This is a genomic window from Lentibacillus sp. Marseille-P4043 (assembly GCF_900258515.1).
Lineage (GTDB): Bacteria > Bacillota > Bacilli > Bacillales > Amphibacillaceae > Lentibacillus_C.
The window spans coordinates 2,880,929-2,895,652 of sequence record NZ_LT984884.1 but is presented as its reverse complement, the minus strand read 5'-3'; the positions used below and the strand labels follow the sequence as shown (position 1 = coordinate 2,895,652).

Annotated in this window: 19 protein-coding genes; 11 read left to right on the top strand and 8 right to left on the bottom strand. The window is 38.6% G+C overall.

What is annotated here, in order from left to right:
- Nucleotides 1-13: 13 nt before the first annotated feature.
- The 4 genes from ureC (at nt 14) to C8270_RS14340 (ending at nt 4,361) form a co-directional block, all read left to right on the top strand.
- The gene (gene ureC, locus C8270_RS14355; RefSeq protein ID WP_106497491.1) at nt 14-2,059 is read left to right on the top strand and encodes an urease subunit alpha; all 2,046 of its coding nucleotides are present in this window, start codon (nt 14-16) and stop codon (nt 2,057-2,059) included.
- A 10-nt stretch (nt 2,060-2,069) separates the two neighbouring features.
- Entirely contained in the window at nt 2,070-2,786 is a 717-nt protein-coding gene (locus C8270_RS14350) for an urease accessory protein UreF (protein ID WP_106497490.1), read from the top strand.
- Between the two features lie 91 nt (nt 2,787-2,877).
- Complete coding sequence (ureG, locus tag C8270_RS14345) at nt 2,878-3,546, top strand: urease accessory protein UreG (RefSeq protein WP_106497489.1); 669 nt, start codon at nt 2,878-2,880, stop codon at nt 3,544-3,546.
- A 26-nt stretch (nt 3,547-3,572) separates the two neighbouring features.
- A complete protein-coding gene (locus C8270_RS14340) occupies nt 3,573-4,361 on the top strand; it encodes an urease accessory protein UreD (RefSeq protein ID WP_158701737.1) in 789 nt (262 codons plus the stop codon).
- A gap of 176 nt (nt 4,362-4,537) precedes the next feature.
- On the opposite strand, the gene C8270_RS14335 is transcribed toward C8270_RS14340, so the two are convergent.
- The gene (locus C8270_RS14335) at nt 4,538-4,882 is read right to left on the bottom strand and encodes a hypothetical protein (protein ID WP_106497487.1); all 345 of its coding nucleotides are present in this window, start codon (nt 4,880-4,882) and stop codon (nt 4,538-4,540) included.
- A 38-nt stretch (nt 4,883-4,920) separates the two neighbouring features.
- Here C8270_RS14335 and C8270_RS14330 point away from each other — a divergent pair, with 38 nt between their 5' ends.
- Together C8270_RS14330 and C8270_RS14325 are read left to right on the top strand one after the other, a co-directional pair.
- A complete protein-coding gene (locus tag C8270_RS14330) occupies nt 4,921-5,691 on the top strand; it encodes a DUF421 domain-containing protein (protein ID WP_106497486.1) in 771 nt (256 codons plus the stop codon).
- A gap of 46 nt (nt 5,692-5,737) precedes the next feature.
- Complete coding sequence (locus C8270_RS14325) at nt 5,738-5,986, top strand: DUF1657 domain-containing protein (protein ID WP_442785808.1); 249 nt, start codon at nt 5,738-5,740, stop codon at nt 5,984-5,986.
- A 133-nt stretch (nt 5,987-6,119) separates the two neighbouring features.
- Here C8270_RS14325 and C8270_RS20300 read toward each other — a convergent pair whose 3' ends face one another.
- Entirely contained in the window at nt 6,120-6,296 is a 177-nt protein-coding gene (locus C8270_RS20300) for a hypothetical protein (RefSeq protein ID WP_199794682.1), read from the bottom strand.
- A gap of 212 nt (nt 6,297-6,508) precedes the next feature.
- On the opposite strand from C8270_RS20300, the gene C8270_RS14320 reads away from it, so the two are divergent.
- A complete protein-coding gene (locus C8270_RS14320) occupies nt 6,509-7,837 on the top strand; it encodes a D-serine ammonia-lyase (RefSeq protein WP_106497484.1) in 1,329 nt (442 codons plus the stop codon).
- A 109-nt stretch (nt 7,838-7,946) separates the two neighbouring features.
- Here C8270_RS14320 and C8270_RS20080 read toward each other — a convergent pair whose 3' ends face one another.
- Both C8270_RS20080 and C8270_RS14315 read right to left on the bottom strand, forming a co-directional pair.
- On the bottom strand, nt 7,947-8,105 hold the full coding sequence (locus C8270_RS20080) for a hypothetical protein (protein WP_158701736.1): 159 nt from the start codon (nt 8,103-8,105) through the stop codon (nt 7,947-7,949).
- Between the two features lie 194 nt (nt 8,106-8,299).
- The gene (locus C8270_RS14315) at nt 8,300-8,560 is read right to left on the bottom strand and encodes a phospholipase (protein WP_325034783.1); all 261 of its coding nucleotides are present in this window, start codon (nt 8,558-8,560) and stop codon (nt 8,300-8,302) included.
- Between the two features lie 192 nt (nt 8,561-8,752).
- Between C8270_RS14315 and C8270_RS14310 the strand changes: the two genes are divergently transcribed.
- Nucleotides 8,753-9,364, top strand: a complete 612-nt coding sequence (locus C8270_RS14310) for a YitT family protein (protein ID WP_106497482.1) — start codon at nt 8,753-8,755, stop codon at nt 9,362-9,364.
- A 4-nt stretch (nt 9,365-9,368) separates the two neighbouring features.
- Here the strand turns inward: C8270_RS14310 and C8270_RS14305 are convergent, their stop codons facing one another.
- Together C8270_RS14305 and C8270_RS14300 are read right to left on the bottom strand one after the other, a co-directional pair.
- Nucleotides 9,369-10,586, bottom strand: a complete 1,218-nt coding sequence (locus tag C8270_RS14305) for an MFS transporter (RefSeq protein WP_106498550.1) — start codon at nt 10,584-10,586, stop codon at nt 9,369-9,371.
- A 53-nt stretch (nt 10,587-10,639) separates the two neighbouring features.
- Nucleotides 10,640-11,140, bottom strand: a complete 501-nt coding sequence (locus C8270_RS14300; RefSeq protein WP_106497481.1) for a DUF3231 family protein — start codon at nt 11,138-11,140, stop codon at nt 10,640-10,642.
- A 202-nt stretch (nt 11,141-11,342) separates the two neighbouring features.
- On the opposite strand from C8270_RS14300, the gene C8270_RS14295 reads away from it, so the two are divergent.
- The 3 genes from C8270_RS14295 to C8270_RS14285 are packed head-to-tail and all read left to right on the top strand — an operon-like array spanning nt 11,343 to nt 13,873.
- A complete protein-coding gene (locus C8270_RS14295) occupies nt 11,343-12,305 on the top strand; it encodes a sulfonate ABC transporter substrate-binding protein (protein WP_106497480.1) in 963 nt (320 codons plus the stop codon).
- A gap of 39 nt (nt 12,306-12,344) precedes the next feature.
- Nucleotides 12,345-13,088, top strand: coding sequence for an ABC transporter permease subunit (locus C8270_RS14290; protein ID WP_106497479.1), 744 nt, complete (start codon nt 12,345-12,347; stop codon nt 13,086-13,088).
- Nucleotides 13,089-13,111: 23 nt separating this feature from the next.
- Nucleotides 13,112-13,873, top strand: coding sequence for an ATP-binding cassette domain-containing protein (locus C8270_RS14285; RefSeq protein ID WP_106498549.1), 762 nt, complete (start codon nt 13,112-13,114; stop codon nt 13,871-13,873).
- Between the two features lie 24 nt (nt 13,874-13,897).
- Here C8270_RS14285 and C8270_RS14280 read toward each other — a convergent pair whose 3' ends face one another.
- Nucleotides 13,898-14,176 carry a YqhV family protein gene (locus C8270_RS14280; RefSeq protein ID WP_106497478.1) on the bottom strand — a complete coding sequence of 93 codons (279 nt, stop codon included), beginning with the start codon at nt 14,174-14,176 and terminating at the stop codon, nt 13,898-13,900.
- 295 nt (nt 14,177-14,471) lie between these two features.
- The gene (locus C8270_RS14275) at nt 14,472-14,576 is read right to left on the bottom strand and encodes a YjcZ family sporulation protein (protein WP_106497477.1); all 105 of its coding nucleotides are present in this window, start codon (nt 14,574-14,576) and stop codon (nt 14,472-14,474) included.
- Nucleotides 14,577-14,724: the final 148 nt, after the last annotated feature.

The window sequence follows — 14,724 nt, the reverse complement described above, 5'->3', positions numbered from 1 at the left end:
GGGAGTGTACCGGTTGAAACCAGGAGAATACTTTTTGAAAAAAGATCCAATACCGATTAACCACGGAAGAAATACTCGAAAAATTATGGTCGTTAACAAAGGGGATCGACCACTTTTTGTAGGATCACATTACCATTTTTATGAGGTCAACCCGGATTTGTTTTTTGACAGGGAGTTAGCAAAGGGGATGCGCTTGAATATTGGTGCCGGAGAAATCGTTCAATTTCCGCCGGGTGAGAAAAAAACGGTTGAACTTGTTGAAATTGGCGGCAGAAAGAATGTTTTTGGTTTTAGGGGGTATGTAAATGGACCTGTAGACGATGTTGTAACTTCACATACAAGTGATAAATATGTATCACGAAAACATTATGTAAAGAAGTTTGGACCTACAACCGGCGACAAGGTGCGGTTAGCTGATACAGATATCATCGTAGAGGTGGAACGAGATTACACTGTTTATGGTGATGAGCTCCGGTATGGGTGGTTGAAAACAATCCGTGACGGTATGGGCATGAACCCATACGTAACTGATGAAATAGCGCCTGATTTTGTAATTACAAATGCACTTATTATCGATTATTGGGGTATTATTAAAGCGGATATTGGTATCAAGGACGGTAAAATCCATGGAATTGGTAAAGCGGGGAATCCGGATTATATGGATGGTGTTGATCCCGATTTAATCGTTGGACCATCCACCGAGGTAATATCCGGAGAAAATAGGATTGTTACGGCGGGCGGTATCGATAGTCATGTCCACGAGGTGCAGCCACAGCTTGTAAAAACAGCCCTTGACTCTGGTATTACGACTATGCTTGGTGGGGGAACTGGTCCGACAGAAGGCTCGATCGGAACAAATATTTCACCTGGTGCATGGTATGTTCATCGGATGCTTGAGGCAGTAGAAAATTTTCCGATGAATTTTGGTTTTTGGGGTCGTGGTAATGCCTCCTTTCCGCAACCAATTGAGGAACAGATTAAGGCCGGTGCAGCCGGATTAAAGGTTCATGAAGATTGGGGAGCGACGCCAGCAGTTATTGACTGTTGTTTAACAGTTGCAGATAAATATGATGTTCAAGTTTGTATTCATACTGATTCCAGTAATGAGTCCGGAACTGTTGAAACAACGACATTACAAGCGATTAAAGGAAGAACGATTCATACGTATCATACGGAAGGTGCTGGTGGAGGACATTCACCAGATATAATAAAAGTTTCCAGAGAAGAATATATTTTGCCATCTTCCACAACACCAACTCGTCCGTATACAATCAATACACCAGCTGCAAACATTCAAATGTTGTTTCAGGTTCATCATGTTAGCCGAGATGACCCAACAGGAGTTGCTATGGCTGAGGCACGAATTCGTCCGCAAACAATGGCAGCAGAAGGATTTCTGCAGGATATCGGTGCAATTAGTTGTATTGCATCTGATAGTGAAGGAATGGGCCATATTGGTGAGGTTATTATGCGGACCTGGCAGACCGCCCATGTCATGAAACAGCAGCGTGGTCGATTGCCTGAAGAAACAGGGGAAAATGATAACTTTCGTGCAAAAAGGTATATAGCCAAATACACAATAAATCCAGCCATCATACAGGGTATTTCAGAGGTAGTTGGATCTATTGAAGTTGGCAAAATGGCTGACCTCGTATTATGGAAACCAGAATTTTTCGGAGCAAAACCCGAAAAGGTGATCAAGGGTGGTTTTATTGCTGCGGCTGCAGAAGGAATGGCCGATGGTCCGGTAGCAACTGTTGAACCGGTAATGTATAGACCAATGTGGGCGGCTTTTGGGAAAGCACCTAAAAGTGTATCTTTTACATTTATGTCTAAGGCTGCTGTGGAAGCGGGCGTTCCAGAAAAGTTAGGATTGGAGAAAAAAATTTATGCAGTACGAAACACAAGAAACATCGGGAAAAAAGATATGATACTAAACAATACATTGCCACTGATAACTGTTGACCCGGATAGCTTCCAAGTATACGTTGATGGCGAACCAATTGAAAAACCTCCTGCAGTAACGATACCACTGTCCGAACGATATTTCTTATTTTAAGGTGATAAAAATGAACAATGAATGGTTATTTTTTCAACTTATCGATTCTGCTCTTCCCACAGGAGCATTTTCGCATTCATTTGGATTGGAAACAGCATACCAGGAAGGCCAAATAAAAGATCCCGACGACCTTTACAATTGGGCATACCACTATATTACTGGAGTTCTTACACCAATTGATGGAATTGCTATTTCCATAACCTATCAGACACTGAAGGATGAAATAACGAGCGGACAGATACCGGAACAAGTAAAACATAGCATGCAAAAATTAGATCAAAAGTTGACGATGTGTAAAATGTCCTCTGAATCACGTAAAGGTGGTATAAAACTTGGTAAAAGTTATTTAAAGGTAATTAATACCCTATATCCGGACTCGGGTCTATTGCAATACAGTGATTGGATTAACGGCAAATTATGTTATGGAAATCCCGCTATTGTTCATGGTTGGATATCAGCATACCTCGCAGTTTCCCTTGAATTAGCAGTATTTACGCATCTATACTCCAGTATCAATATGCTTCTGCAAAGTGCACTCAGAATGACGATAGTTGGGCAGACGGATGTTCAATTGATTTTACAAAGACTTTACCCAATGTTGACGAAATCCGCAAAAGAAATCAGCGCTGGTTCCTATTCAGAAAATGATTTATGCAGTTATTCCGTCGTTCAGGAAGTAGAAGGAATGCGACATGAAACGTTATATTCAAGGCTTTTTATGTCCTAATTTACTGATTTAAAGTTAAAAATTAGTGTGTCGCGAAATGACGCTTATGTTACGTGAAATAATGATTCAAAAAAATGATAGGAGTGGTTAAATGGGTCATCATCACGATTTTAGTTGGAGTTATCAGGGATTTAAGGAAGATCGTCCAATGCGGATCGGCATCGGTGGACCGGTTGGGTCAGGGAAAACAGCATTAGTGCGAGCGTTGGCTGATGCCCTTAAAGAAAAATATGAAATCGGAGTCATTACCAACGATATTTATACGAAAGAAGACGAACAAATTATAAGGAAAAGCAATATACTACTTGATAATCATATTATTGGTGTTGAAACAGGCGGATGTCCACATACTGCTATCCGTGAAGATGTTTCGATGAATTTTGAGGCAATAGAAGAGCTTACTGGAAATACAGCCAACCTTGATTTGATTTTTATCGAGAGCGGTGGGGATAATTTGGCTGCTGCATTCAGCCCCGAATTAGCCGATGTTTTTCTTTACATTATCGATGTAGCACAGGGTGAAGAAATCCCGAGAAAAGGCGGTCCAGGAATTACACAATCAGACATTCTAATCGTTAACAAGATTGATTTGGCGCCGCATGTGGGAGTTAATTTACATACGATGAAAGGGGATTCAAAAAAACAGCGTGGAGATAAACCGACAGTATTTTCAAATGTGTTACTTGGTGAGGGTATTTTGGAATTAACTGACTGGCTGGAAAAAGAATATCACGGGCGAAAAGAGAAAATGAAAAAATGAACGTACAGGGGGAATGGAAAGGGACTGTGAGCAAAATTGGTAATCGAAATGTTTTAGCTGATTTATCACACCGGTTTCCTATGACAGAGGCAGAATTTGAGGGTGATGACGGGGAACTTATGATATATTTATTGTCTGGTTCACCTGGCTTATTTAATGGGGACCGATTAGATATCGGTTGCCACCTGACTGATAGCGCCCAATTGTTTTTAACGAATCCCTCTGCTACCGAATTGCATCCATCTTTAACGGAATCAGAAGGTATCCAGGTACAAACATTCAAACTGGGTAAAAATAGCATTTTGGAGTATCTACCAGAGCCCCTAATTCCTTTCCAAGGATCAAATTATAATGGTAAAACAACGATATATATGGATGAAGGTTCTACAGCAATTGTTGGTGATATCTTTACTGCCGGAAGGGTTGGCCATGAAGAAATTTATGAATACCAGTGCTTCACGTCACTGTTTGAGGTTTATTGGCAAGGAGATCTTCATGTATGGGACTCATTCCAACTTGAACCTTTAACAAGTTTGAGAGGCCAGGAAATCATGCGTCATTACACACATGTAGGAACATTGTGGATTTTGTCAGAAAGAATAACATCCGAACATCTTGATTATGTCCAAACTACTATTATTCCGAATTTACCACAATTTGATTGCTATGGTGGTGCAAGTTTATTACATCAGAATGGCATGGTCATTCGTTTATTGGGGTATTCATCGCAGGTGTTACAGGAAATCATGAAAACGTGCTGGGATTACTTTCGAAAGCAGTTACTTAACTTACAGCCACTAGAGGTTTTAAAGTAATATCGAATCATCTAAGTAACGGTAAGATAATAGAAAAAGCGGTCAGTTAACCACACTGACCGCTTTTTTATGGTTACTACTTATTAAAGATATGTAACCATGTTTAGCTTCATCAAATGGAAGCGCGTGTGAAATAATGACAGTCGGGTCAATAAAAAGGTTTTAATATCTGTTCTTCATTGATTGGCTGCCTTTTTTGTAGGTTTATTTACCTTTTCCCACGTCTTCTTTAATTTTCTCCAATTTCTCATTGATTTTTTCTTATTCATAACTACTATTGTCTTACCTAATTTTTCGACTTGCTGATCCATTTTTTTATATTTTTTTCGATCAATCCGGTAACTAAGCAAATGTAAGTAATCGTCAAGTGTCTTCACTTCATCCCATGCTTTATCCCAGGAAGATTGGGTTGTATATGTCATACCTTTATGAATGCTTTTTGACACCTCTGTTTCTTTTGGCAGCCCGCAACCTGCAAGGAGAAAGACAATTAAAATGAATACAACACAAGATTTTTTCATCTAGTTTCACTCCTTCACTATTTATTATTGGATAATTCATGAGAAATTATAAATTAGGTCATACTAATGGTGAGGTGATAAGATTGGAATTTGCTTTTCTTTACATATGGACACCGATAGCGGTTTTTCTTGTTGGGTACATTTTATTACGTATTATGGGGAAAAAAGCAGTTTCTGAAATGACCAGTTTTGATTTATTAGTGGTTTTGATTTTGGGGACAGTCATTTCGGAACCGATTGTAACGAAACGGTTGGGAATTGCTTCCTATTTTGCTGTAGCCATTTCGATTGTCTATTTAATCTTTTCCTTTCTAAATTTAAATAATAAATTCAAAAGGGTGCTTACAAGTTCACCAACTGTACTGGTTAGAAACGGAGATATTGATGAACAAGGACTTCGTAAAGTAAGAATTCCAGTCGAAGAATTGCTAGGACAACTTCGTAATAAGGGATATGCGAGTGCTTCTGAACTTGCGTTGGTGGTGCTGGAAGAAACCGGACAGCTTAGTGCAATTCCAATGTCTGATAAACGCCCACTTCAACCAAGTGATTTAAACATGTCACCAAGTCCAACGTTTATACCCATTCCAATTATTATTGATGGCGAATTAGTTGAACATAATTTAAGGTATATCGAAAAAGACAAAGAATGGCTAAAAAATCAGCTACAATCCTATAATATTACACTTGAACAAATGCAACATGTAACGTTAGCAACGTTGAATCAAAAAGGGTATTTAGATGTTGATACAACAAATATAAATCATGACGAGGGTCCAATTAATTATAAACCAGGTAATGACAATTAGGTGTATGATTAGCATTTTTTTCATCAGAAACTTACTTATATAAAAAATGTTACTGGAGAAATTAAATACGGAGGGAGGTGATTTAGACATGACAGTCGGTACAAAAATGCAACAAACCATTGCAAGCTGCGAAAGTACGCTTGCTAATTTACACAGTTTCTCATTGGAAACACAAGATCAAAACGCAAAACAAATGTTTCAAAACATGGCACAGCAACAACAAACTGTTCTTGACAATCTAAATGCACGTTTGCAATATATGCAATCGGAAGAGCCTCAATATAAACAACAATAATGTATAGCAAATAAAAAGATCATCAATAGATAGTTGATGATCTTTTTATTGTTCTTGATACTTAAGGGTCCTGGCATTAGAAAACCTGTATTGCGAATGATCGAGCCATTCGCAATACAGGTTTCTGGTGTAATTATTTACGATTGTTCCGTCTGTTATTATTATCAATTCGATTATTGTTGTTATTAAAATCATTCTCGTCTAGAAATTCATTTTCATTCGCAAATTCAACATTATTAATTTCCTGATTGTTGTTGTCTTTATTGTTGTTACGATTGTTGCGATCAAAATTGTTATTGTTTTTACCCATGTTTAAGCCCTCCTCATAATTGGTGAGACAAACTCAATGGATTTGTCTACACAACTATTTTGTCCTGTTAAAAAGAAATAACCCTTTATTTTTTAGGTTTAGCATTGCCAATAAGTACCGAAGTAGTATCTTGATCAACGCATCATTCATTTTATGTTAAAGTTAATATAATGAGGGAAAATAAAAATATCGGTCAGAAGGGGATGGATCTCATGGTATTCTCACAAAAAGTAATATCTAAATGGAAAGTTAACTATCCGTTATTAAGTGAAATTATCGATTTACACCCTGTATGTTGGTTAAATCCATTTTTAAAACAAACAGCAAATTTACCGCAATTACCAGTGGAAAGAAAAGATATAAATGAAGCAGAAGATTTATGGAAGCGTTTTATTCCGTTTCTTGAAAAGGAATTCCCAGAAACAAAGAAAACAAATGGTATTATTGAATCACCATTAAGGAAGATTCCTGCAATGAAGAACGCACTTAAACGAAACAGTTCCGCCACTTTTGATGGTGAACTTTACTTGAAATGTGACAATGAACTGCCCATCGCTGGATCGATAAAAGCTAGAGGGGGGATCTATGAAGTATTGCAGTATGCAGAAAAACTGGCCATAGAAGCGGGACTAATCACTACAAGTGCGAATTATGAAGCTTTTGCCAGTGAAGAATTTAAAAGATTTTTTCAACAGTACTCTATTGGTGTTGGTTCGACCGGAAATTTAGGACTAAGCATTGGCATTATCAGTGCGAAGCTAGGATTTCATGTATCTGTTTATATGTCTGCAGATGCAAAGCAATGGAAAAAAGATTTACTTCGTGCAAATGGTGCGACAGTTATTGAATTTGCTGGAGATTTTAGTAAAGCAATAAATGAAGGCAGACAAAAAACGCTCGCTGATCCAAAAGGTTATTTTGTTGATGACGAAGATTCGAAGCATTTGTTTTTAGGATATAGTGTTGCGGCATTACGACTACAAGGACAATTGAAGGAAAAAAATATCAATGTTGATCATGAGCACCCATTATTCGTATATTTACCCTGTGGTGTAGGGGGGTCTCCAGGAGGGATTACATTCGGATTAAAACAGATATTTGGTGACCATGTTCATTGTTTCTTTGTGGAACCAACGCATTCTCCGGCAGTATTAATTGGTATTATGACGGGAGAAAAAGAGAATGTGTGTGTACAAGATTTTGGAATTGATAATCATACGGAGGCAGATGGATTGGCAGTTGGTCGGCCATCCAAGTTTGCAACATCAATAAGTGAATACTTAATTAGCGGAATTTACACGATTGAAGATGACGAATTGTATAAATTGCTCTATATGCTTGCTGACAGTGAAAATATTTATTTGGAGCCATCTGCAACGGCGGGTCTTCGAGGGCCAGAAGAGGTGGTTCAATCAAATTATATGGCGAAACATAACCTGAATCATACACAGGCAACACATATCGCATGGGCAACAGGTGGTGCGCTTGTTCCTGAGGACGATATGAAGCGTTTTTATGCGAAGGGAAAGAAGCTTTTGTAAAGTTAGTTTTTATGTATTCATAATGTTGCGATTAATTCAGCGAGAGAAAAGGGATGGGTAGACACTTCCCCCATCCCAATTTGATTGTATTTTCCATCAGTTGAATTGATTAAGCTGCTTTTGGTCCGTCATTCTTGTCATCATTTTCTTTGATATACTTCTGCTTCATTTCCCAAAATTCAATTTGTGGAAAACCCCAATAAATCCAAGAATCATGAACTAGTGTTACTCCAACAAAAACAAGCATATGCCAATCTAGATATTTCATGGACCTTCCCCCTCTCCTTATTTAAGTTATATAAGGAATAAACTTGTCTAAGAACGTTGATGGTTTATGTTTAAATAGCGGTAAGGATAGAGAAAAAATCGCATCTTTAAATAAATGAAATTTGCGTAGTTAGTTTATTCCCATTGTCAACCTCGTTTTTTCCTGATTTTTTGTTTTGCTTTACTTTGACTGGATTAACACGTAAATAATGATTGTAATCTCATATAACGGTAGATTGTCCGGGCGTGACGTCCTTCTGGAGTACGAGGGTTTATCAGCGGTTGTAGACGGTGAAGAAATTCCTGATCACATCTGCATGACGCGCCGGACTTCCGGTAACACAAATCATGCGCTTTACAGGCAGCATCAACAGCATTTACTGGAGCTCCTGGGCCACTGCAACCTGGTCCACACCAGTTGTAACCTGGAAATAGGCAAAATCGCGGCCCACCCATCCTATTTTCCCTTTCTACACGCATCATATCATCTCCTTATAGAAATCATTTGATAAGCTTTACTAGTATATGCTTGAGACAAATCCACGGTTTGTTTGTATTCCCTATTAAAAACATTTTTCCCGATTTAATTGAATAAGTATAAGAAGGGAAGTTGTCCATCCTGCAAATGAAACCTTGAGGAGGAGCCTAATGAGACAATTTTTGATAAAAAATGGACTAGTATTAGCTGGAGGAGCTATTCAAGGGCTTGGGATGGGTCTGTTCTTATTTCCTAATTCAATACCATCTGGGGGAGCAGGGGGAATAGCTATTCTGTTAAACTACTGGTTCGGCCTTAGTTATGGACTAGCACTTTGGATTGTTAATTTTTCCATGCTTCTCCTTGGTGTTAATTATTTTGGGAAGCGATTTGTTTTATGGACAATTACTGGGATTACGATGACATCTGTCTCCGTTCAGTTTTTCGAACAGTTTATTGTTTTAGATCGGAATTTAATTGTTGATCTTGTACTTGGTTCGATTCTCCTTGGAACAGGGATCGGGATGTTGATGCGCCAGGAGGTCTCCAACGGTGGTGTAGGAGTAGTGGCTCTCATCATTGCTTCTGGACGGGAGATCCTGCCTGGAAAGCCGCTCTTTTACATTAATTGTCTTGTCTTTCTTGTTACGGCAATGATTATTGACTGGAAAATTATTTTGCTTGCTTTTACTAGTCAATGGATATCAACGAGGATAGTGGATTATGTTTGTAACCTGACATTTTATCAAAGCTATACGCTTGGGTGGAGAAAGAAACCTTAAATTTTTACATATAGTTGTAACGGAAGACTGTTTTTTTATTCTCTTTTCCATCCTTTCCTTTTACATGAAGTAAGAGTAACACAAGTAAACCCACAAGCAGTGTAAATGCAGCGATTGACAGAAACATCCCAGTCTTTGACCAATCCATTAAACGAGAGAAAATTGGGGGGCCAAGTGCAACACCAAGAAAACGGACAGATCCATATAAGGATGTGACAAAGCCACGGCGCTCTTTCCCAACAGCACCGGTAATAATACTATTGACACATGGGAGAATGAGCCCTGCCCCAACACTACTAATTGCAAGTACAGCTAAAAACGGAATTAATTTTTCCAGAAATACAAGTGATCCATAGGAAATAGTCATCAGGCAAAAACCGATTACAGTAAGTTTTTTCATCCGTTCTAAGTTCTTACCGATTTTGCTCCCGGTGATATATGATGTTGTTACCATAACAAGTAACGGGATCGCTAATATAAGTCCCTTCATGAATCCGTCAATCTGATATGTTTTCTCAAGAATGTCGGATAAATAAAAAAGGATCCCAAAAAGGGTAAATAGACAAGTTCCTCCTGCCAGATACGTCGTAAAAATCCATCTTCCTTCATGTTTAAATACACTTAATAAACCGCGAACATACTTCGGAAAGGGTGGCGGTGTCTGCCGGTTGCTTTTTTCTTTAACAAAAATGAATACGAGAAGAGCCGAAATTAAACTAAGAACCGGAAACACAAAGAAGACAGAAAACCATGTGATCAAGGCAAAAAGCGACCCAAGAACAGGTGATAGAACTTTTCCTAATCCATTAGATGATTCAAAAATCCCCAGCACACGACTTTGCTCGCTTCCTTTAAATAAATCACCAGTTAAGGCCATAGCGATTGGTGCTGTCCCCGCTGCACCAATTCCTTGTATCGTTCTGCCAATTAAAATCCACATGTAAGAATGCGAAAAAAAAGCAGCACCAACCCCTGCAAGTAATCCGCCAACCCCAAATAGTACTAAGGAAGGAACAATAATAATTTTTCGTGAAAATCTGTCAGAAAGATAACCGATTATTGGAATTAAAATAGCAGCCGCAATTGAAAAAACGGTAATCGTTAAGCTAACCTGCATTTGTGTTAGCTTTAAGGAGGATTTCATTTCCGGCAGCATCGGTATTAACATTGAATTTCCTAAGGTCATAATTAATGGGATGGATCCGATAGCGATGATGGTCATGCCCTTATTTTTGGTTTTCACTTTCTTCTCCAACTCCTTGAATAGATTGTCGTTTATTTTACATTAATTGGTGGAGAAACGATCCAGCCTTTTTCCTTCATTACCTTCATAAGTTTCACCTCATACTCTTCCTTTTGTGTATGAAATTCTGCAAACATAGTTCTGATGTCCTCTCTAATAGATATTCCCATAATATAACTACAAAATATTTTCCCCGTCATTAACTCTTTTTGTACAAGGCTTGCAATTTCTTGATCATTAAACCGAGCCCCCGCCGGGATATCCTGTACTTCTACATTGGGGCGATCTGGAGGGGCGGGTGGCAGGCGAATCCCAGTTTCCTTTAATATAGCTTCAACCTGTTGTTCTTCCTGCGTAAATCCGCTTTCTAGGAGATCTTCTAAAAAGATCTTTAAATCATTATCACCTGTATGATTAATCAAAACCTGCATGGTAACAAGTACTGCTTTTGAGCTGTGTAAGTATGACCAAAGATGAAACACTTCTCCGGAGTGAAGCGGCTCCTCCTGTGGTTTACTGTTTAACATACCCATTGTATAACCCCCTGTATTTAATATTGATAGGGCGAAATCCATACGTTAAAAAATGCGTACTCCCGCCTCCGCTCATTTAGTTTTCCTAAAATGGGATAAAATATCCAAACTTGATTTAACCGGGACAGGAACCTATGCGCCATTTATACATAGGCTAAGAACAGATATAAATTCACTGATAAAAGGATGAGGATTAAGGGATATGAGAAAATGGACTTCACTACTGATCTTTTGCTTTTTATGTATTGTAGCGACAGGGTGTAACATAAGTGATAATGCTTCTGCTGATTCTGAGCAAGATCGGGTTATTCGGATTGGCTATCAAAAGAATGGTCCACTTGTTATTTTGAAGTCACTGGGAACGCTAGATGAACGGATGGAATCGCTTGGCTATACAGTGGAATGGAAGGAATTTCAGGCCGGTCCGGCACTAGTCGAGGCATTGAATGCAGGAAGTATTGATTTTGGGAGAACTGGGAATTCACCCGTTATTTTTGCCCAAGCTGCAAAGACGCCATTCCAGATTGTTGCCGCCGGAAAATCGAAATTTAGAGGAAGTGGTATCCTCGTTCCAAAAGATTCAGATATAGACAAAATTGCTGACCTAAAAGATAAAACAGTAAGCTTTGCAAAAGGATCAAGTTCCCATTATTTAATTGTAAAAGCCCTGGAAAAATCCGGTTTAGAGTACGCTGACATAACACCTGCTTTTCTAACTCCAGGGGATGCACGGATTGCGTTTGAACAAGGGGATGTAGATGCCATGGTCGTTTGGGATCCATATACAGCATCAACTGAACTCTATTCGGATGCAAGGTTACTTGTGAATGGAGAAGGTTTTACAACGGATCGAGATTTTTTTATAACGACAGAACCATTCGCTGAAGATCATCAAGATCAAATTGACGTCATTATGGAGGAGGTAAAAAAATCATCTGATTGGTCGAACAATAATCATGAAGAATTGACAGAAATGCTTACTCCAATTTTAAATATCGAGGAAGATGCGATTACAAAAGCTATCGAGCGACGCATTTACGGTGTTGATCCAATCAGCGGGGATATTATTAAGGAGCAACAGGAGATTGCTGATACGTTTTATCGTTTAGACATTATTCCGAAAAAAATTAGCGTAGCGGATGTTATGAAAGAACAATCGAAATAAGGAAGGGGGATCAGACTTGTGAGACCCAGACTAAAGGAGATGGCGATAAAAAGTATACCATGGCTTATACCAATGCTATTGTTATTCGGATGGCAGTTTCTTTCATGGATAGGAGTTATCCCAGAACGGATACTACCAGCACCAACAAAAGTTTTCGAAGCTGCAATTGGATTATTTTCAACAGGTGAATTATTCAGCCATGTTTCGATAAGTCTTACAAGAGCATTAGCGGGATTTCTTATTGGTGGTATTATCGGCTTTTTGTTTGGTTTATTTAATGGTGTATTTCGCATTGCCGACCTACTTTTTGATACTTCCATCCAAATGCTCAGAAACATTCCACATTTAGCTTTAATCCCGCTAGTTATTCTGTGGTTTGGTATTGATGAAACCTCGAAAGTCTTTTTAGTAGCATTAGGGGTTTTATTCCCAGTTTACATTAACACTTATCATGGTATTAAGTCGGTTGATAAAGGATTAATCGAAATGGGTAAAGCTTACGGGTTAAAAGGGGGAGCATTATTCTTTAATGTTATCCTTCCAGGTGCAATGTCTTCGATTCTTGTAGGCGTTCGTTTTTCGCTTGGGGTTATGTGGTTAACGCTGATTGTAGCGGAGACAATTTCTGCTCATTCCGGAATTGGTTACATGGCAATGAACGCTAGAGAGTTTATGCAGATGGATGTTATTGTGCTTAGCATTGTTTTATATGCCTTGTTTGGGAAATTATCAGACGTCATTGCGAGGTCATTAGAACGGAGGTTACTTCAATGGAATACGTAATGGATTTAGGAGCGGAAGAAGGAATGAGAGTAGTCCCTGATCAAAACCAAAAAAATCATATATTGCTACAGAACATTGGAAAGAGCTATGCGGATCGGACTGTTTTAGAGGGATTAGATCTTACCATTAAGAAAGGAGAATTTGTTGCTATTGTTGGGAAGAGCGGATGTGGCAAAAGTACGTTACTCCGATTAATTGCTGGATTAGAAGGAACCAATGATGGGGAAATCCTAGTTAATGATAAACCCCTTAAACAATTAAACGAACATGCACGGATCATGTTTCAGGATGGCCGACTCTTACCCTGGAAGCGTGTCATCGATAACGTTTGTATTGGACTGCCAAAGAATGCGAAAGAGAAGGCAAAGGTAGCTTTAAAGCAGGTCGGACTTAAGGATCGGATGAAAGAATACCCAGCAAAACTATCAGGTGGACAAAAACAGCGGGTGGCACTGGCAAGAGCGCTGGTACATGACCCATCACTCTTGTTGTTTGATGAGCCATTAGGGGCGCTTGATGCGCTTACCCGAATTGAAATGCAGGATTTGATTAGATCACTATGGCAAAAAAGTAAGTTTACGTCTATCCTTGTAACCCATGATGTAGAAGAAGCTGTTGCAATGGCAGATCGGGTCGTTCTAATTGAAAACGGAACCATAAGCTTAAATCAAACCATTAATTTACCAAGACCGCGTCAGCGTACAAATCCGGCTTTTTCCATGTATGTAGAAGAGATACTTGGGCGAATTATGGATCGCAAGCAGACGAAGAATTTTGTGATGTAGGGTATACAACTTTTATGTAATGGATCATCCGTTACTTTTTATCCCGTAAATAATAAATCCTACACCTAAAATAATCCAAAAAAACTTTCCAAATGATAGCTTGTCGGCAATTCCCAATATGCCAATTGCAGTTGTTATGGCTAAAATTAAAGGGCCAATTAGAGCAAGTGAAGTATTAATAATAAGTGCTTTTTCAATATCATTGAAGCGGATCATGAGATACGCAGCAAAAACTTCGATACATCCTGATAGTATACGTAACAGCGCCATGCCGACAATCGTTTTTTCTAAAATGGTAAACATCTTTTTCCTCCTGAACCGTACTTATTAAAATATATGCATTGCTTGTACACATAAGGACTAGAAATGAAAAAAGGTTTGTTTACTTTCAAATAACATTACTAGGGGAAGCGATTTGGCTTTACTAATTTCAAGTGAGTTAGAATAAAAAACGATCATTGTTTTTTCCTAATGATGCAATAATTTGGTTGAAAGGATACCGACATAGTTTATGAGAAAAAGCTGGGGAGAACCGTAAAAGGCTCTCCCATCTTTTGTAAACATGTCTGAAAGGGGCATTAACTTATCGACCTAAATCTTAATAACCGCCATATCCGCCACCTACATAGCTTGCTCCGACAATTATAAGCAAGATAAAGAGGACAACAATTAACGCGAATCCATTGTTACCACCGTAACTCATCTAAAATTACCTCCTTTTTCAAATGGGGTTGCTACTATTATATGATTGCCAACTGAATTCGTATCGGACATATATATAGTCAAAGCGAAATGTGCAGAAATACTATCTGTTTAGATAATAATTATTAAATGGCGATTATACATTGTTT